The organism is Staphylococcus pasteuri, assembly GCF_030547725.1.
In the GTDB taxonomy this organism is placed as follows: Bacteria; Bacillota; Bacilli; order Staphylococcales; family Staphylococcaceae; genus Staphylococcus; species Staphylococcus pasteuri.
In genome coordinates this window covers 258,825-277,926 of record NZ_JAUOQO010000004.1, presented here as the reverse complement: position 1 = coordinate 277,926, position 19,102 = coordinate 258,825, and the positions used below count along the sequence as shown (strand labels likewise).

Annotated in this window: 16 protein-coding genes; 8 read left to right on the top strand and 8 right to left on the bottom strand. The window is 32.7% G+C overall.

The window, feature by feature from the left end:
- Window positions 1–44 precede the first annotated feature (44 nt).
- The 3 genes from gltC (at window position 45) to Q4528_RS06345 (ending at window position 2,944) form a co-directional block, all read left to right on the top strand.
- Window positions 45–920, top strand: coding sequence for a glutamate biosynthesis transcriptional regulator GltC (gene gltC / locus Q4528_RS06355; RefSeq protein WP_046467385.1), 876 nt, complete (start codon window positions 45–47; stop codon window positions 918–920).
- A gap of 141 nt (window positions 921–1,061) precedes the next feature.
- Complete coding sequence (locus Q4528_RS06350; protein ID WP_046467384.1) at window positions 1,062–2,174, top strand: YibE/F family protein; 1,113 nt, start codon at window positions 1,062–1,064, stop codon at window positions 2,172–2,174.
- Complete coding sequence (locus tag Q4528_RS06345; RefSeq protein ID WP_046467383.1) at window positions 2,171–2,944, top strand: YibE/F family protein; 774 nt, start codon at window positions 2,171–2,173, stop codon at window positions 2,942–2,944. The genes Q4528_RS06350 and Q4528_RS06345 overlap by 4 nt, the downstream gene beginning before the upstream one ends.
- 58 nt (window positions 2,945–3,002) lie before the next feature.
- Here the strand turns inward: Q4528_RS06345 and Q4528_RS06340 are convergent, their stop codons facing one another.
- Together Q4528_RS06340 and Q4528_RS06335 are read right to left on the bottom strand one after the other, a co-directional pair.
- A complete protein-coding gene (locus Q4528_RS06340) occupies window positions 3,003–3,467 on the bottom strand; it encodes a GNAT family N-acetyltransferase (RefSeq protein WP_046467382.1) in 465 nt (154 codons plus the stop codon).
- A 12-nt stretch (window positions 3,468–3,479) separates the two neighbouring features.
- Window positions 3,480–3,866, bottom strand: coding sequence for an NUDIX hydrolase (locus Q4528_RS06335; protein ID WP_017638310.1), 387 nt, complete (start codon window positions 3,864–3,866; stop codon window positions 3,480–3,482).
- A gap of 164 nt (window positions 3,867–4,030) precedes the next feature.
- On the opposite strand from Q4528_RS06335, the gene Q4528_RS06330 reads away from it, so the two are divergent.
- Window positions 4,031–4,315: a hypothetical protein gene (locus Q4528_RS06330; protein ID WP_017638309.1), complete on the top strand. Its 285-nt coding sequence runs from the start codon at window positions 4,031–4,033 to the stop codon at window positions 4,313–4,315.
- Window positions 4,316–4,544: 229 nt separating this feature from the next.
- Window positions 4,545–6,053: a glycosyltransferase gene (locus Q4528_RS06325; protein WP_017638308.1), complete on the top strand. Its 1,509-nt coding sequence runs from the start codon at window positions 4,545–4,547 to the stop codon at window positions 6,051–6,053.
- A 185-nt stretch (window positions 6,054–6,238) separates the two neighbouring features.
- Here Q4528_RS06325 and Q4528_RS06320 read toward each other — a convergent pair whose 3' ends face one another.
- From Q4528_RS06320 to Q4528_RS06305, 4 genes are all read right to left on the bottom strand, one after another.
- The gene (locus Q4528_RS06320) at window positions 6,239–7,243 is read right to left on the bottom strand and encodes a LysM peptidoglycan-binding domain-containing protein (RefSeq protein ID WP_017638307.1); all 1,005 of its coding nucleotides are present in this window, start codon (window positions 7,241–7,243) and stop codon (window positions 6,239–6,241) included.
- Window positions 7,244–7,591: 348 nt separating this feature from the next.
- Window positions 7,592–8,434: a dipeptide ABC transporter glycylmethionine-binding lipoprotein gene (gmpC, locus tag Q4528_RS06315; RefSeq protein WP_017638306.1), complete on the bottom strand. Its 843-nt coding sequence runs from the start codon at window positions 8,432–8,434 to the stop codon at window positions 7,592–7,594.
- 38 nt (window positions 8,435–8,472) lie between these two features.
- Window positions 8,473–9,132, bottom strand: a complete 660-nt coding sequence (locus Q4528_RS06310) for a methionine ABC transporter permease (RefSeq protein ID WP_029056567.1) — start codon at window positions 9,130–9,132, stop codon at window positions 8,473–8,475.
- Window positions 9,133–9,136: 4 nt separating this feature from the next.
- Window positions 9,137–10,159, bottom strand: a complete 1,023-nt coding sequence (locus Q4528_RS06305) for a methionine ABC transporter ATP-binding protein (protein WP_017638304.1) — start codon at window positions 10,157–10,159, stop codon at window positions 9,137–9,139.
- Window positions 10,160–10,533: 374 nt separating this feature from the next.
- On the opposite strand from Q4528_RS06305, the gene Q4528_RS06300 reads away from it, so the two are divergent.
- A complete protein-coding gene (locus Q4528_RS06300; RefSeq protein ID WP_002461971.1) occupies window positions 10,534–10,734 on the top strand; it encodes a cold-shock protein in 201 nt (66 codons plus the stop codon).
- A 154-nt stretch (window positions 10,735–10,888) separates the two neighbouring features.
- Window positions 10,889–11,248 (top strand): DUF1304 domain-containing protein, encoded by a 360-nt coding sequence (locus Q4528_RS06295; RefSeq protein ID WP_029056568.1) that lies wholly within the window; start codon window positions 10,889–10,891, stop codon window positions 11,246–11,248.
- Between the two features lie 99 nt (window positions 11,249–11,347).
- On the opposite strand, the gene Q4528_RS06290 is transcribed toward Q4528_RS06295, so the two are convergent.
- Window positions 11,348–17,752 (bottom strand): Ig-like domain-containing protein, encoded by a 6,405-nt coding sequence (locus Q4528_RS06290; RefSeq protein ID WP_303520890.1) that lies wholly within the window; start codon window positions 17,750–17,752, stop codon window positions 11,348–11,350.
- 115 nt (window positions 17,753–17,867) lie between these two features.
- Here Q4528_RS06290 and Q4528_RS06285 point away from each other — a divergent pair, with 115 nt between their 5' ends.
- Window positions 17,868–18,101 (top strand): hypothetical protein, encoded by a 234-nt coding sequence (locus Q4528_RS06285; protein ID WP_303520888.1) that lies wholly within the window; start codon window positions 17,868–17,870, stop codon window positions 18,099–18,101.
- Between the two features lie 203 nt (window positions 18,102–18,304).
- Here the strand turns inward: Q4528_RS06285 and Q4528_RS06280 are convergent, their stop codons facing one another.
- Window positions 18,305–18,706: a YSIRK-type signal peptide-containing protein gene (locus Q4528_RS06280; protein ID WP_303520885.1), complete on the bottom strand. Its 402-nt coding sequence runs from the start codon at window positions 18,704–18,706 to the stop codon at window positions 18,305–18,307.
- Window positions 18,707–19,102: the final 396 nt, after the last annotated feature.

The following is a 19,102-nucleotide window of genomic DNA, read 5'->3' as shown; positions in this document are numbered from 1 at the left end:
AATGTAATCAAGAAGCATGGATTGTTAAAGCGAGGGGTTTAATCATGGAAATAAAACAACTTAAATATTTTGTAGAAGTCGCTCGACGCGAACATATTTCAGAAGCTGCACTAGAATTAAACATTGCTCAATCAGCTATAAGCCGCCAAATAACCCAATTAGAAAAGGAACTACACGTCTCTTTATTTAAAAGAAGAGGTCGAAATATTTTATTAACAACTGAGGGCAAACAATTACTAGAAGAGGCAACTAAAATTTTGGATCAGTTTGATAAAACTGTTCAATTATTTCAACATCAAAATATATTGAGTAATCAAAGTATTTACTTATCCTATAGTGAAAGTGACATTTCCAATATACTAGGACGACTTGTCCAAACATTTGAACAGCAAACAGAAAGCCTTATTTTTCCAGACTTAAGTGAGGATGAAACTATTTTAGAAGGTGTTTTAGCAGGGGAAATAGATATTGGTATTGTTGAATTAACCGATCAAATCAAGCATCATACAAACCTAATTATGACGCCTTTATTTGAAGAACACTATCACTTATATTCAAATAAAAACAATTCAATTACGTTCACGTTACAACCACAATTGCAACAATTACAACAAGAAAATGTATACTGTCTAACAGCATTACCAGAGTCTATTAAAGCTAAATTGTCATCTTCAATCCGTACGATTACAGATATACAATTAGCACAATATCTTTTAAAGAATGAAAGAGGTGTAGTTATTACCCCCCAAACGATTTCATTAGATAAACAGTCAAACCAATGGACTAAGGTATCACTTAGTCATACGGAATTAAAGCGTACAATTTGCGTTATTGCTAAAAAGGAAAATCTCAAACCAGATTTACCAATAGCATTACAAACAATAAAAACCTTATTCAACAAAACATCTACATATCATTAAATATGAAATCATCAAATGAACTAATTTAAATAGACAACTTTTATAGACTTAAAAATTAAAGGCTACGTTAATTTTTGAAATATAAATTAAATAATCGTATAATCATTCTATTATTTCAACTGTAGAATTGAGGGTTATTGAATGCAATTCCATGCCTTTTTCAAAAATAAATTTTATTGGATCGTTATGATATTCATCTTCCTTTTTATAGGATTATTTATCTTTACGTTATTTAACGAAAAGTTCTATCAAATGCCTATAGGTAAAGTTACAAATGTCCAAAGAATCAATACACAACATGTGACTGACGAACAGCATAATAAAGATATCAAATATAAAGATCGACTTACTATCCAAATTTTGAATGGTAAATTTGAAGGCGCTAAATCAACGATTACTAACGACTACGTTAAGTCACAGGCTGATTCAGAACGTTTTTCTAAAAACGATAAAGTTTTATTACATATCTCTAAAAAACCGAATGATGCTTATATTATTGAGAAAAAGCGTGATAGTCTTGTCGTCCTTATAACCGGTGTTTTCCTTATTACTATACTATTAGTAGGTAGACAAGTTGGCTTGCAATCCATTCTGTCACTCATATTAAATTCAATAGCAGTATTAGGAGCTATATACATTCATAATCAAATAGGTAGCACTAGTCTATTCTTATTGATGGTAATAGCTATGATTGTATCGACAACGCTCACTCTATTACTCGTTATTGGATGGCGAATGCGTACACTTATCACTATTATCTCAACATTAACCGGAACCTTCCTTTGTATAGGTATTGCTGAGCTAGTCATTCGTATGACACATGGCAACGGTATTAAATATGAAACGATGAGTTTCCTAACATTACCACCTAAAGATGTATTTTTAGCTTCTGTGTTAATTGGTTCACTAGGAGCTGTGATGGATGTTGCTATCACTATTGCTAGTGGTATGAATGAAATACTACAACGCACACCACAAATTAGTATGAAAAGATGGGCTCTTGCTGGAAGAAACATTGGGCAAGATATTATGGGAACAATGACAAATATTTTATTATTTTCCTATTTAGCTGGTAGTTTGCCTATGTTCCTTATTTATTTAAAAAATGCTAATACCATTACTTATACTATTTCTATGAATTGGTCATTAGAAGTTGCCCGCGCTCTAATAGGTGGTATTGGTATTGTCTTAACGATTCCAATTACGATTGCTCTAATGAAATTATGGTTTAAAGTAAGGGGGCATCAACGATGAGTGCTATTACTATATTAGGTCTCTTATTATTAATATTAATGATTATTTTTGGTGGTAAAAAAGGATTAATATCATTTGCTACATTATTCTTAAACTTTATTGTACTCATTATTAGCATCTTAATGATTATCTTTGGAGTCCCTATCTATCTCACGACAATTATATTTTGTATCGTTGTAGCTGCATGTAATTTATTCATCTTAAACGGTTACGACGTTAAAACACAAGCCGCCTTTATAGGCACACTTGTAACGACAGTAATTTTAATTTTAGCTATTTACATCTCAGTAAACGTTGGTCATTTACAAGGTTTCGCTACAGAACAACAAGACGAAACATATGTATACTCAATGAACATTGGCATCAACATGGTCCAATTCATGATATTTACTATTGTTTTAGCAGTGATAGCTGCAGTGATCGACCTAGCCATAACCATTAGTTCACCTATGTATGAACTTAATGAAACGAACCCAAATTTAAGTCAACATCAATTATTCCAATCAGGGATGCGTGTAGGTAGAGAAATTTTAGCCACATCTACAAACACAATATACTTGGCCTATTTTGGCGGTCAGTTGACTTTGTTTTTCTGGTTCTTCAAACTCAATTATTCATTCGGTCATATCATTAATTCAAAAATATTTGCACAAGAATTTATCTCAATCCTATTCGGTGGTATCGCTGTTGCTATAAGTATCCCTATCACCGCATGGATAACTGCATTTTTAATTAAAAGAAAAATAAATCAGCCAAATACAAAACAATAAAACAAAGCAGAACGTAGGAATGAAACATGCTTCATCATTCTTATCTACGTTCTGCTTTTTAAATTGTATGTGACATAACATAAACAGGTTTACCTATCATTGTAGATTTACCTGTATGTCGATAGCCAGCTTGTTCATATATATATTTTGCTTTTAGATTATCAGTATTTACAACTAAAACAATTTCATTAATATGCGGATATACTTCTTTAATGTACTGATCAAGTTGTTGTATTACATATTTACCAATGCCTTTACCACGATAACGAGAATCTACAACAAATGATCTAAAGAAAATGGCATTAGGATTAGATGAATACGATTCTGGGCCATCACCTTCATGTAAAGTAAAGAAAGCCAAACATTGCTGACCTTCCATCACTAGAGTAGGATGTCTATTTTCATTTTTCCTTGCAGATGCTAAGTTTTCTAATGGCGGTTTAGCAAATCGTAAATCTTCTTCTAATAGTTCTATTGATTTTACTGCATCATAATATTTAGTTTCATATTTCAATATATTCATAGTCTCACCTATTTACTCTGTAGACATTTCATTAATCCATTTTAAAACGGCAGGTGCAATCATATCAACATCATCTTTATCAAACCACTTAATATCAGTAATCTCATTATCTGTATGTATATTATCCCAATTGATTGTTGTTGTAGCACGATATCCGTTTAGTTCTGTAAGCATATTTTCCTGAGGATACGCCTTTCCTACTACTGTACCTATATATGATAACTCAGTTTCTGAAAGGTGAAGATTCAATTCTTCTTTAAGTTCTCTGATTAGTGCTTCTAATTGTGTTTCTCCTTCATCAATTTTACCACCCGGGAAATAATATTTTTCACGATGACGCACTTGTACAAGTAAAATTTTGTCTTTGGTTTCTTCAACTAAACAAACACACTTAATCATGTCATTAACTCCCTTATCAAATATTTTAAAATTCAAAATATATTTAGTATTATGTTATCATAATTCCCCTAAAGGTTTGTTTCATCATTTTATAATTTTTAGTGTATAATTAATAAAATATGGGTAATCAGTATAATCAAAAGTTTTACATTGGAGGGAAAATCATGGCAACAAAATCAAGTACAACACGTTTATCAAATTTATTTGGAATCGCAGGCTTTATTGTTGATGGATATAATGGTATTAGATATGATGCAAAAAATAAACAACTTGTTTATTTATCATTAGGTTTAAGTGCATTAGGAACAATAATAGACTTCTATGTATCAATTAAATCTGCTAGTAAATTCCGTAAATTAAACGCTTTAGTATCTTTTGCAATTAATGGTACACGTTTATTTACTAGCTTTAGAAAAGTTAAAAATGAATACTCAGATGATTTCAAATAAGCACAAATAAAATTTTTAGTAGCCTAGGACATCGAAGTCTTAGGCTATATTCATTCATATCAACCAATTAATATCTTTCTTCTTTTTACATTTTACTTCAAACAACTATTTATCAAAATATTTGTAATTTTCATTAAAAAATCTTACTATGACAATAATTCAAAATTGAATAATGTTGAATTTATCATTTTATAATAATCTATGGATACTACCGAAAGGAGCTTGCAACATGATTTATACAGTCACGTCCACTTTACCTCCCTCACACGGTGGTAGAACACAAGCCTTATTAAGAAGAATAAAGTTAATCGATGAAGAATTTAATGTACCAACTAAAATTTTGACGACGAATTATAATAGAAACTATCCCAATATTTATAAAAAATTTTTAGAAGATCATAAAGTTACAGATAATATAGAATTTGAAAATATTTATGAATGGTTAACAAATTTCAAAATTTATGATGTTCCAAAGACCAAAATTTTAAAGAAACCAAAATATAACAAAGTATCAAAACGTATTTCTGGTCTTAAAGCTGAAAAAAATCCTCAAAATCATGAAATTAAATATTATGACAAAAATCATCAATTAGTACGTTTTAGAAAATATTTTTCTAACAACTCAATATTACATTACGAAGATGTTATCTCTCCAGAAACAGGTATGAAAACAATGCGTCATGAATACAACTCTTATGGTTATTTACATAGAGTACTTCACTATTTTGACGGTTCAAAAAAGAAAAGCCAGGAAATGATGTTTTACCCTGACGGTGAAATGTACTGTGAACGTCATTTTAAAGATAATGATAAAAATAGTGTGAATCTCGTTAAATTGCTTAAAAATGGAGAAGTCTATGAAACTTTCTCTGACGACAAAGCTTTTGCAAAATACTATTTTGAACATAAATTCAATGATGATGATATCGTATTCTGCGATGCTAGACTTTTAGACGATCCGCTACTCTCCCAATCACATCAAACACGAAACATATTAGTTCTGCATAGTTCACACTTATCTGGTAAAAAAATTAAAAAATCATTTAAATACGCCTTTGAACATAAAGAAAATGTAGAAAAATTTATCGTTTTGACTCAGCAACAAAAAGAAGATATCCAACAAATGTACGATATTGCAGATAACCAATTTACACTTATACCACATTTTATTGAGGATACTACAGCTAAAGAGCCAACTAAAGACGATGAAAAAGAAGACCGCTTCGTGTTTATAGGTAGATTCAGTAAAGAAAAACAATTAGATCACTTACTCAAAGCTTATAATGAATTTCTTAAAAGTGGTCATCAGACCAAATTGGCGCTTTTCGGTAGAGATGTGGATAATCAAAGAGCAATGATGGATGATTTAATTGAAACATATCAGTTAAATGACAAAGTGAGTATTCACAAATATACATCGAATCCATTAGCAGAATTCAAAAAATCTAAAGCATCTCTCTTAACAAGTAGCTACGAAGGATTTGGTTTAACGATTATGGAAAGTATTTCAATGGGTTGTCCAGTTGTTTCGTACGATGTTAGATACGGTCCGAATGAAATTATTGACCATGGTCAAAACGGTTACTTAGTAGAAGCCAACAATATTAATCAGTTGGCTGAATATATGACTCAAATTATCGAACATCCATTAACAAATGTTAAAAATAATGAAAAACTTTATTATTCATCAGCAGTAAATAACTATAAGCAATTGCTTGAACATTTAAATGTAATTTAATGCTAAACATCCATCTTACCTATTCAAAGGTGAGGTGGATGTTTTATTTGTGAATAATATAATTGATTGAATTCTCTACAATAGTCATTACTTCTAATTTCACGTATCCAATTTATATGAATAAAAAATAAAACTACTGAAAAAGTTAATTAACTTAATCAGTAGTCCATTGTTATATCTATTTATTAGTGAATGTATCGATATGAGCTTACTTGATATGATGGAATTGTTCTATATGTTACAATTCCAGGTTTAGCAGCCCAATTCATTTCTGAAATTAAAATACTACCATCACTGTTAACACGTTCTACAAATGCTACATGACCATAATATCCTGCATCACTTTGTGCGATTGAACCAACAGTTGGTTTACCATCAATTGTGTAACCATCAGCTGCTGCTGCGTTATCCCAATTGTTAGCGTTCCACCAATATGTACTAATACCTTTACCGATTTGAGCACGACGGTTAAATACATGATAAGTACATTGTCCCCATGTATATAAGTTTTGATGATTGAAAACAGGTGTTTTATAACCATTATTACTTGCACTTGCATTACTAGAACCAGTGTTAGATGCAGTAGCACTTCCTGTTACTTTTAACTTTTGTCCAGGGTAAATAAAGAAGTTAGACATCCCATTTAAACTCATAATTTTTTGATAAGATGTGTTATATTTAGCCGCAATTGAAGATAATGAATCTCCTGCTTTAACTGTATACGTTGATGAACTACCACTTGTAGTTGTTGAGCTACTTGGCTTACTTGTACTAGTAGCTTTTCCTGATACTTTTAATTTTTGTCCAGGATGAATAGTAAAGCTATTCAAACCATTCAATTTCATTATGTTTTGATAGCTCGTTCCATACTTAGAAGCAATTGAAGATAATGTATCTCCTGCTTTAACTGTATAAGTAGATGAACTACTTGTTGAAGTTGAATTACTTGGTTTGCTCGTACTACTAGTTGATCCCGATAATTTTAAAACTTGATTTGGAAATATTATATTAGATGTCATTCCATTTAATGATTTTAATTTCGAAACGGAAACACCATATTTATTCGATATAGACCAGAGTGACTCTCCACTTTTAACTTTATGTGTCGTTGTTGCTGCATCGGCTTGCGTTGCTGCAATAGCGCTTACTGCACTAGTTCCAACGATTGCAGCAATAATTTTTTTATTCAATTACTTATTCCTCCTAAAATACTCTATTTATATCTCGGATTATTTATACAATATCTATTATACTTGTTTTATATGTATATGATATTTGTATTTCATGACATTATGATTACAAATATAATAATATTATCAAATTGATTCTTACATAAAATACATTTCTACTATATAAATTGCACATTTCCTCTTTACACTTTAAAGTTACAAATTACATTTTATTTTTCATAATGTTACTTTTAAAATTATTTGCTTTCATAAAATAAACATCGAGAAAGTAAGGCAAATACATTTTTGTTATAGTTTCTAACAATTTGAAAATGTATACTTCTTACTATCTCGATGTAAGACTAATCATTATTCTTTTAGTTCTTTTTCAATATCTTTAATTTCTTTTTGAGATAAATCTACAGGTTTTTCGCCATCTTTAGTATCTTCTTTCAATGCTTTTTGAGCTTCTTTTGAATGATATAACTTAACTATTTTTTTGTAAGTTTTATTATCTATGTCTTTTGAATTAACTGCAATAATATTAATGTACGGTTGTACTGCATCAGAATTCTGATCTTCTAAATAAATTGGATCTTTCTTTGGATTCTTTCCTGCTTTTGTCGCCACACCGTTATTAATAACTGATATATCTACATCTGATAATGCGCGTGCAGTTTGCTGTGCATCGACTGCTTTAATTTTTAAATTTTTAGGGTTATCAACTATATCTTTTGTAGTGCCATTTAAACCAAAATCCTTTTTCAATTTAATTAAGCCTGCTGATTCTAATAATTTAAGTGCACGTGCTTGGTTTGATACGTCATTTGGTATAACTACTTGAGCTCCTTTTTTCACATCTTTTATATCTTTTATCTTATCTGAATAAATACCTAAAGGTGCTAATACCGTTGTACTCATTGCTGAGATTTTGGCATCTTTATGTGCTTTCTTATATTGGTCTAAAAACGCAAAATGTTGAAAGGCATTCATATCGATGTCTCCATCACTTAATGCTTTATTCGGAACATTATAATCAGAAAAATGCTTGATTTGTACATCGATACCATCTTTTTTAGCTAGTTCTTTCACTTTTTCCCATGCTTTAGTGTCATTAGATGCTACACCAACTGTAACTTGTTTGTCGTTCTTCCCACCACAAGCAGATAATACTAATACCGCTAAAATAATTACTCCTAAAATTTTCTTCATATTGTTTACGCCTCCTATATCATGGAAATAAATAGATTTTAATTTCTTCTAATTTTACGTGAAATAAAATTACCGAGTGATTGAATAATTTGTACAATTATAATTAATACAACTACAGTTATGACGATGACGATTGTATCGAAACGTTGGTAACCATATACAAGTGCTAAATCACCTATACCTCCGCCACCAACAGCTCCAGCCATTGCTGTGCTTCCTATTAAGCCTATAATGGCAGTTGTAATTGCTAAAATAAGTGATCCTAATGCTTCTGGAAGTAGGAAATAACGGATAATTTGTATAGGAGACGCTCCCATTGCTTTTGCGGCCTCTATGATACCATCATCCACTTCTAATAATGAGTTTTCTACAAGTCTTGCAATATAAGGTGCAACATACACTGTTAAAGGAACAATTGCAGCAGTCGTACCTATAGAAGTGCCTACCAACATTTTGGTGAACGGTATAATTGCAATTAGTAAAATAATAAAAGGTATAGATCTTAATATATTTATGATGGGGTTAAGTATTTGATGTAAAATCGTATTGGGCCAAATCCCATTTTTTCTAGTAATAACTAGCAATACACCTAATGGTATGCCGATTAATGCGCCAATTACCAATGCTACTGTAACCATATAAAGTGTTTCATATAGTGCTTGCATTAATTGTGATGAATCTAAACTAGAACCAAACATTTATCTAAACCTCCTCATAATGTATTTTGTTATTTTCAAAAAATGAATTAAGATTAAATTTCTTGTAATTTTCATCTTTTTTGATACGAATCCACATATAGCAAACCGTATCTCCTTGTATTTCAGACATAGATGAAAACAAGACATTCACATTTAAATGATAGTTGTTTATCATTTCATTTAATAAAGGATATTCAATTTGTTCTTGATCAATAAATAATTTTAAATCAATATCACTTTCATTTTTATAACGATTAAAAGAATCTATAAGTGATTTAGAAGGTTCCATATTGACTACAGTAGTTACAAAGTTATGAGCGGTCTTGGTTTTAGGATTGCTAAATACTTCTTTAACGTCACCTATCTCAACTACTTCGCCATTTTCCATAACTGCTACTCTATTACAAATTTTTTGTATAACACTCATATCATGTGTGATCATCATCACTGTAACGCCAAATGTTTTATTTACATTACTCAATAAGTTTAATATTGAATTGGTTGTAGCGGGATCAAGTGCACTTGTTGCTTCATCACATAACAATACTTTAGGATTAGTTATTAGGGCACGAGCAATGGCAACTCTTTGTTTCTGTCCACCCGATAATTCATCAGGAAATTGATTCTTTTTATCACTTAAACCAACAAATTTTAATATGGAATCCACTCTTTCTTGAATTTCTTTTTTATCTTTTCCGCTTAAAATTAAGGGCATTGCTACATTTTTAAAGACTGTTTTAGAATTCAATAAATTAAAATGTTGGAATATCATACCGATATCTTTTTTAACTTTACGTAATTCCCTTTCCTTATATGTATTAATTTCATGTCCATCAACTATTACTTGTCCATCAGTAGCATGTTCTAATTGATTCACCAATCTAACTAAGGTACTTTTACCTGCGCCACTATACCCTATGACACCGAAAATATCATATTGATTAATCGTGAATGATATATTTTTCAATGCATGTATCTTTTCTTTCTTTTTATGAAATACTTTATTTACATTGTTAAATTCAATCAATCATAACCCTCCTCCTGTTTTAATCCCGATAATTATTATCTGAATATTTGCATTATATTGTAAGGGCGTGATCTAGTCAACACCATTTTCTGATTTTTCTAAAAATAGCAATTATTTTAACTTCTTTGTTTTAGATGTTCCATAATAATTAACAGTTTTCAACAACAACCCCATTTCATCTATACCGATTATCTATCAATAATTAACATTAATTATAATTCTTACTTTACTTATCTAGTTTATGGGTGTATAGTTAATCTAACGTAATAAAAGGTCGTGAATTTGATTGAAGTTTATTTGTTTAGAATATACTCCTTTTGATTAATGAAATTTGTTACAAATATTTAGTGCAAAAGCACATGGAGGTATTCGATATGAATAACGGTACAGTTAAATGGTTTAATGCAGAAAAAGGTTTTGGTTTCATCGAAAGAGAAGATGGAAATGATGTATTCGTACATTTCTCAGCAATCGCTGAAGATGGATACAAATCATTAGAAGAAGGACAAAAAGTTGAATTCGACATCGTTGAAGGCGATCGTGGAGAACAAGCAGCTAATGTCGTAAAAATGTAATAACATTTTCAAAGCAACTGTAATGGTTGCTTTTTTTATGCTTAAATTTAATAAAATACTAGTCAGTCTTCTTATACATCTATTATTATTAGAAAGTATATCTATATCTTTTACATTTTTTATAACTATTAATACATAAAGGAATGATTTAACTTTGAGTTTACTCTCAATTATTTTGATACTACTTGTAGCAATTGAGTTTATCTTTATTATGATACTTCAAACATTTATGACAAGCTCTAAAAAAACTAGTCAAACTTTTAAAATGAGTCAATCTGCATTAGAAGATAACAATTTAAATACATTAATGAAAAACCAAGGTATTTATAATGGACTTCTCGGTCTTTTCGTAATTTATGCGACATTTTTTAGTAATCATCCTAGAGAACTCATTATATGTATTCTTGTATATATGATTATAGTTGCAATCTATGGTAGTTTAACAAGTCAAAAGTCTATCATTATTAAACAAGGTCTATTACCAATTCTAGCTCTCTTATCATTAATTTTTTAATTATTTCCGTTAAATCGAAACTCGATTCAACGGTTTTTTTATAATAAAAGGCCCATTCCAAAAATGGAATGAGCCTTGTGATATCAATATTTCATTTTATTATTTATTTTCTTCTTCGTCTTCATCTTCTCTACGACGTTTGAAGAATAAGAATAGTGCACCTAGTCCGGCTAATAATGTACCGAACAACGTTCCTTTATTAACTCCATCTTGTCCTGTTTCAGGTAGTTCACTCTGATCTTTACCTTGTTCTTTATCTGTATTTGTTGATGATTTCGTAGATTTTTCTACTTGTTGTCCATTCATATCTACTACTTTACTACCATTATTTTGGTTAGAATTAGTTACTTCGCTGTTGTTATCTGGTTGTGGTTGTGCATGTTCTTCAGTATCTCGTTGAACTGAATTATGGGATGCTTTATTGCTTTCATATGCACGAGTTGATGATGTTGATTTACTATCATTTGACGGTGCTGTTGGTTGAGTTGTATCTTTTGTTTCTTTCGGTTCAGACGGCTGACTAGGATTTGTTGAATCATCAGAATCTGTCGGTTGTTTTGTATGATTTGGATTTGTTGGGTCGACTGGTTTTGTTGGATCTGTTGGTTGAGTTGGGTCGACCGGTTTACTGTTATCAATAACTGTTCCATCAGTAGATGGTGAGATATTACCGTCTGCATCCGTTGCTGTTACTCCGATATGATCTCCACCTTTTAGTTCTTCACCAGTAGGAATATTTATCACATAATTACCATCTTCATCTGCTGTACCACTGGCAGTTCTTCCATCTGGGAACGTTACTGTTACTGTTGAACCTGGTTCTGCTGTTCCTGTGATTGTTTTATCGCCTTTATGAACAGGATTAACAGTTGGTGCTTCTGGTGCTGTTGTATCTTTAACAACAGTTGATGCTTTTTCAGAAGTGTTGCCATCTTTGTCTGTCGCAGTAACTGGTAATGTTTCCCCACCTTTTAGGTCTTCATTAGCTGGAATGTCAATCACATAATTACCATTTTCATCGGCAATTCCAGTTGCTGTTGTTCCATCTGGGAATGTTACTGTCACAGTTGAGCCTGGTTCTGCTGTTCCAGTAATTGTTTTATCTTCACTTGTTACTGGGTTCACAGTCGGTACTGATGGTGCTGTTGTGTCTGTTACTACTGTTGATGCTGGCTCTGATGTGTTGCCATCTTTGTCTGTTGCTGTGACTGGTAATGTTTCTCCGCCTTTTAGATCTTCGTTAGCTGGAATGTCGATGACATAGTTACCATCGTCATCTGCGATACCAGTAGTTGTTGTTCCATCTGGGAACGTCACTGTCACTCTTGAGTTTGGCTCGGCTTTACCTGTGATTTGTGTATCATCACTTGTCACTGGATTGATTGTTGGTGTATCTGGTGCTGTTGTATCTGTTACCACTGTTGTTGCTGGCTCTGACGTGTTGCCATCTTTGTCTGTTGCTGTAACTGGTAATGTTTCTCCACCTTTTAAGTCTTCATTAGATGGAATGTCAATCACATAATTACCATCTTCATCGGCAGTTCCAGTTGCTGTTGTTCCGTCTGGGAATGTCACTGTTACTGTTGAATTTGGTTCGGCTGTTCCTGTGATTGTTTTATCTTCACTTGTTACTGGGTTCACAGTCGGCACTGTTGGTGCTGTTGTATCTGTTACCACTGTTGTCGCTTTATCAGAAGTGTTGCCATCCTTGTCTGTCGCTGTTACCGGTAATGTTTCTCCACCTTTTAAATCTTCGTTAGATGGAATGTCAATCACATAATTACCATCTGCATCGGCAGTTCCAGTTGCTGTTGTTCCGTCTGGGAACGTTACTGTTACTGTTGAGTTCGGCTCGGCTTTACCTGTGATTTGTGTATCGTCACTTGTCACTGGGTTTACAGTTGGTGCTTCTGGCGCTGTTGTATCCGTTACTGTTGTTGTCGCTGGATCTGATTGGTTACCGTCTTTATCTGTCGCTGTGACTGGTAATGTCTCTCCACCTTTTAGATCTTCATTTGCAGGTATATTAATCACATAATTACCATCTGCATCTGTTGTTGCACTTGCTGTATTGCCATCTGGGAATGTCACTGTCACTCTTGAGTTTGGCTCAGCTGTTCCTGTGATTGTTTTATCTTCACTTGTTACTGGGTTCACAGTCGGTACTGTCGGTGCTGTTGTATCTGCGACAACTGTTGTCGCTGGATCAGACTTATTACCATCTTTATCTCTTGAAGTAACTGGTAATGTTTCTCCGCCTTTTAAGTCTTCATTAGATGGAATGTCGATGACATAGTTACCATTATCATCTGCAGTTCCTGTCGCTGTTGTTCCGTCTGGGAACGTTACTGTTACTGTTGAACCTGGCTCTGCTTTACCTGTGATTGTTTTGTCTTCACTTGTTACTGGATTCACAGTTGGTACTGTTGGTGCCGTTGTATCTGCAACTGTAGTTGTTGCTTGATCAGATTTATTTCCATCTTTGTCTGTTGCTGTAACTGGTAATGTTTCTCCACCTTTTAGGTCTTCATTCGCAGGTATATTTATAACATAGTTACCATTGTCATCTGTAGTTCCTGTCGCTGTTGTGCCATCCGGGAACGTCACTGTCACTGTTGAACCTGGCTCTGCTTTACCTGTAATTTGTGTATCGTCACTTGTCACTGGATTGACAGTAGGTACATTTGGTGCTGTTGTATCTGTTACAACTGTTGTTGCTGGTTCTGATTTATTTCCATCTTTATCTGTAGCTGTAACTGGTAGTGTTTCCCCACCTTTTAAGTCTTCACTTGATGGAATGTTAATGACATAATTGCCATCGTCATCTGCTGTGCCAGTTGCTGTTGTGCCATCTGGGAACGTTACTGTCACTGTTGAACCTGGCTCTGCTTTACCTGTAATTTGTGTATCGTCACTTGTCACTGGATTGACAGACGGTACTGTCGGTGCTGTTGTGTCTGTTACAACTGTTGACGCTTTATCAGATGTGTTGCCTGCTTTATCTGTTGACGTTACTGGCAGCGTTTCTCCACCTTTTAAATCTTCGTTAGCTGGAATCTCAATCACATAGTTACCATTGTCATCTGCTGTACCAGTTGCTGTTGTTCCATCTGGGAATGTCACAGTTACCGTTGAACCTGGTTCTGCTTTACCAGTGATTTCTGTATCATCACTTGTTACTGGGTTTACTGAAGGTAATGTTGGTGCTGTTGTATCTGTCACTGTTGTTGTTGTTTGATCAGATGTGTTGCCTGCTTTATCTGTTGAAGTAACTGGTAACGTTTCTCCACCTTTTAAGTCCTCACTAGATGGAATATTGATGACATAGTTTCCGTCTGCATCTGTTGTAGCACTTGCAGTTTTACCGTCTGGAAACGTTACAGTAACTGTTGAATTTGGTTCTGCTTTACCTGTGATTTGTGTATCGTCACTTGTTACTGGATTGACAGTTGGTGCTGTTGGCGCTGTTGTATCTGCCACAGTTGTTGTTGATGGTTCTGATTTATTTCCATCTTTATCTGTCGCTGTAACTGGTAATGTTTCTCCACCTTTTAGGTCTTCATTCGCAGGTATATTTATAACATAGTTACCATTGTCATCTGTAGTTCCTGTCGCTGTTGTGCCGTCTGGGAACGTTACTGTTACTGTTGAATTTGGTTCTGCTGTTCCTGTAATCGTTGTATCTTCACTTGTTACAGAGTTCACTGTTGGTACTTCTGGCGCTGTTGTATCAAGTACAGTCGTTCCACCTTCTGTTGAAACATTACCTGCTGCATCAGTTGCTGTTACGCTTAATTCTTCATTTCCTATGAGATCCTCAGAAGCTGGTATGTCCATAGTATAATTTCCTGAAGCATCTGCTGTAGCTGTAGACGTTGTTCCATCTGGGTATGTTACTGTCACTGTTGAATTTGGTTCTGCTGTTCCTGTAATTTGTGTATCTTCACTTGTTACAGTATTGATTGTAGGTTCATCCGGTGCCGTTACATCAACAACTGTTGTATTAGCGTTAGTAGATTTATTACCTGCTTTATCTGTTGAAGTAACGTTTAATGTTTCTCCACCTTTTAAATCTATATTAGTTGGAATTGCAACTCTATAACTACCATTTGATGTCGCAATTGCTTCCACTTTTGTTCCATTTGGGAACGTGATTGTTACTGTTGAGTTTGGTTCTGCTGTTCCTGTAATTGTTTTATCTTCACTTGTTACTCTATTAACAGTAGGTTGATTTGGTGCTGTCGCATCTGTGACTGTAATATTTGAATCCACAGATTTATTACCTGCTGCATCTTTAGCAGAAGCTTTAATTGTTTCTCCACCAGTGAAATCTTCATTTGATGGAATATTAACAGTGTAATTACCTGACGCATCAGCAGTAGTAACTTGTGTTGTTCCATCTGGGAATGTCAATGTTACTGTTGAGTTTGGTTCCGCTTTACCTGTAATCGTTGTATCTTCACTTGTTACAGGATTAATAACCGGCGCGTCTGGTGCAGTTGCATCTGTTACAGTTACTGTTGGTGATACTGCACTTGTTTTTCCATTTTTACTAGCAGTAGATGTTAACTGAGTTCCTGCTGTTAATGGTTTAGATAATGTTAATGTACCTGTCGTACTATTAGCCCCTAATGTAACTGTGCCTATCACATTATTATTGTTATCTTTAACTGTAATTGTTGAACCAGCCGTACCATGAACACCAATAGTCGTATCATTATCGTCTACAGGATCCACTAAAGGCGCAGGAACAATTGTATTATCTATAATATTAAATGTATTTGTTTCATCATTATCATAGTTAGATGCATCAATAGCTATTGTGTACTGACCTGCTGCTGATTTAGGGATAGTAACTGAGAAAGTTCCATCGCTATTCACAGTAGATGTACCAATAACTTGTCCTGCTGAATTAATTACTTTAGCAGTTTGAGTACCTGCATTTGCTTTTAAAGTGACTGATCCACTTACTTTTGTATCATTAATTGTAATATCGGCTGCAGTTGGTTTACCTACTAATGGTGAAGTTTTATATGTCTTAACCTCATCTCCATCATTTTTAGAGTCATCATCTGTATCTGCATCATTTGGATCTGTTAATGATACTTCTCTTTCATATCTATCTAAAAGACCATCTTGATCATAGTCTTGTAATTCTAAAGAAGATATTCCTAAAGAGTTATTAATAAGTTGACCAGCATTATCAGTAAGATAACCTGCAAATGTAAAGTCTTCAACTTGGTCAGCTGTAGAAGTAATTAAATTTCCATTTGCGTCATATTGTGCATCTTTAGTCAGAATGTTATTAGCACTTTGATTTAATTTAATAACAATTCTCATACCAATTGGCTCTGGTAATCCATTATTAAATTCAATTAAACTGTTTAAATCACTAGCAGTAATTGTACCATTACCGTTCGCATCTATAGATAGATCTGCTACCTTATTAGATGCATTATAAGTTTTATTAAATCCATTTAAACCATTGTAATCATATCTATCTAATTCAACACTTTGAATAAATGGAATTAAGTCTTTATCGATTTGATAGTTATAACTCCATTGTTTGTTTGAAGCACCACCATAACCAAATGTGCCATTTTTAACGATTTGTTGGTCAACAATAATCGCTCCGTTATCACCAACTTTAGTATCTAAAATAGCTGTACCACTACTTGCTTTAAAATCTTTTGAATTAGCTGTAGATGTATTATTATTTAACTTAACTAAATCATCATCAGTCGATGTAAGGAAATAACCACTACTTTCTGATGAACGTACAATCGTATTGGCAGAAGAGTCTCTAACATAGATTTGATAATTAAGTTTATTATTACTTAAATCTCCTGCTTCATTAAGAATATTTTCAACAGTATCATCTAATTCAATTTGACCACCAGCTGCTGTTTTATTAGCTAAAATTTCAGCGCCACCAAATAAACCACCGTTCGCACGAATATAGTTAATCTCCCAAATATTAGACGGTGTGCCATCATCATTTTTCAATCTCGTAAATGTGACCGGATTGCTACCACCAGCTTGATTTACAGATATTTTAGTAACATGATCTGCAATTTTAGAGTCTAAATTTAAATCAATTTTATATCTAGAACCTGAGTTAGAACCTGACATATATGCATGAATATTAAATGGAATTGATGTACTATTTTTAACTGCGTCAGAATCTAAAGCTTCAGGATCAAATACTAGTGACGCAAATGTATAGTTATCAGAATAATTTAATGATTTTTGTGCTTTTTCGTCACCACTAACAGCGGCAGCAAGCATTCTAGGTGTAGCCATTGCGCGCATAAATGTTCTAGTTCTAGGCTGAGTAGCTAATGTTTCTGTGCTCTTTTGTTTGTCTACCATTTCTTTTAAAGCAGCTTGTAATACAGCTTGATTGATTTCTTCATCAGTTGCTTTGTTAAAGTCTACATCTGTATTTTTCAATATTTCTTTTGCTTCAGTTGTTGAAACTTGATCATTTAAAAATGATTGCACTGCTTTTTCTTTATTTTTAGATTTCGCTAATTGTTTTGTTAATTCAGTAGTTTCTTTTGCTGTTGTTTTAGTTGTTTTAGTAGACTTACTAGAATTTTTAGATGTTGTTTCTTTTTTGCTTGATTCAGTTTTTTTAGTTGATGTTTTATCAGTAGCCTTTTTAGTTGTTACTTTTTTAGTATCTTGTTTAGATGTCGAATTTTTAGTTGTTGCTTTAGTTGTTTTTTCTTCTGTTTTAGATGTTGTTTTATTGGAAGTTGTTTTGTCTACATTTTTAGTTGATGTTTTATCTGAAGTATTATTCTTTTCTGAAGAGGTTTTGTCTGAAGTCGTTTTATCTGAAGTTTGATTTTCTTTAGAAGTAGAATTAGTTTCACTATCTTGTTTATTTATAGATTCATCGTCTTTATTTGACTCTACTTGTTTGTCATCTGTAGATGTTGTTTTGTTCTCAGAAGTTGCTGACTCTGTTGTAGATTCATCTTTTGTTGTCGATGCTTTTTTGTTTGAGTTATCAATTGTGTTTTGTTCAATACTTGAGGATTCTTGTGCTTATGTTTTATCTGAAGAAACGTTGTTTGAATTCGCTTGTTCGGTACTTTGCTTATCGCCAGTATTATTTGTTGTTTTCTCCTCTACATCTTTATTAGTTGTAGTAGTTTGTTGGTCACTATTAGCATTGTCTGTTTGAGTAGCTGTTTTGTCTGTGGCACTCGTTTCTGTACTATTTGTTTCATTACTATTAGTGAGTTCTGTTATATCAACAGGTTCACTTTTATCTTTGTTGCCATCGCTATTTTGAGAAGATGCATTATCTAATTCATCTGCTCTAGCTACATTTCCTGCTCCAAATACTAATGTTGCACCTATTAATAGTGATGCTGTACCTGCTGTGAATTTTCTAATTGCATATTTATTTAGTTTGTGTGGTAAAAAGCCTTGTTTGTTCTTCATTTATGAATCACCTCATATATTTTGCACAATTTTAATATTGTATATACATATAATACTTAATTGATTTACTTTTTACAAATGTTACAAAACTATATATCTGTACAATTTTTATCCAAATTTATATTTATCATTTTTTAGTAATAATATGAATAAATATATAAAATGGATTTGACAAAACTATTTTGTACGCAATTAAGTTTGTCGAAATTTCAATTAATACAGATATACATTTTATGTTTTATTTTTTATATGCTTTCTCTATTCAATAATAAAATTGTACTTTGATAACTTTCCTTTATCCGGATATATGATTTATAAACCCGAATAACCAAAATCATTTTCGATTATTCAAATTTGTTAAAGTAATTTTTCAAAATTGCAGTTATTACTTCAAGT

Excerpts from the sequence above, each read along its gene's own strand:
- Q4528_RS06330 (WP_017638309.1), top strand. The coding sequence starts at position 4,031 with ATGGCAACAAAATCAAGTACAACACGTTTATCAAATTTATTTGGAATC.
- Q4528_RS06310 (WP_029056567.1), bottom strand. The coding sequence starts at position 9,132 with ATGTTTGGTTCTAGTTTAGATTCATCACAATTAATGCAAGCACTATAT.
- Q4528_RS06345 (WP_046467383.1), top strand. The coding sequence starts at position 2,171 with ATGAGTGCTATTACTATATTAGGTCTCTTATTATTAATATTAATGATT.
- Q4528_RS06325 (WP_017638308.1), top strand. The coding sequence starts at position 4,545 with ATGATTTATACAGTCACGTCCACTTTACCTCCCTCACACGGTGGTAGA.
- Q4528_RS06350 (WP_046467384.1), top strand. The coding sequence starts at position 1,062 with ATGCAATTCCATGCCTTTTTCAAAAATAAATTTTATTGGATCGTTATG.
- Q4528_RS06280 (WP_303520885.1), bottom strand. The coding sequence starts at position 18,706 with ATGAAGAACAAACAAGGCTTTTTACCACACAAACTAAATAAATATGCA.
- gmpC (WP_017638306.1), bottom strand. The coding sequence starts at position 8,434 with ATGAAGAAAATTTTAGGAGTAATTATTTTAGCGGTATTAGTATTATCT.
- Q4528_RS06340 (WP_046467382.1), bottom strand. The coding sequence starts at position 3,467 with ATGAATATATTGAAATATGAAACTAAATATTATGATGCAGTAAAATCA.
- Q4528_RS06335 (WP_017638310.1), bottom strand. The coding sequence starts at position 3,866 with ATGATTAAGTGTGTTTGTTTAGTTGAAGAAACCAAAGACAAAATTTTA.
- gltC (WP_046467385.1), top strand. The coding sequence starts at position 45 with ATGGAAATAAAACAACTTAAATATTTTGTAGAAGTCGCTCGACGCGAA.
- Q4528_RS06300 (WP_002461971.1), top strand. The coding sequence starts at position 10,534 with ATGAATAACGGTACAGTTAAATGGTTTAATGCAGAAAAAGGTTTTGGT.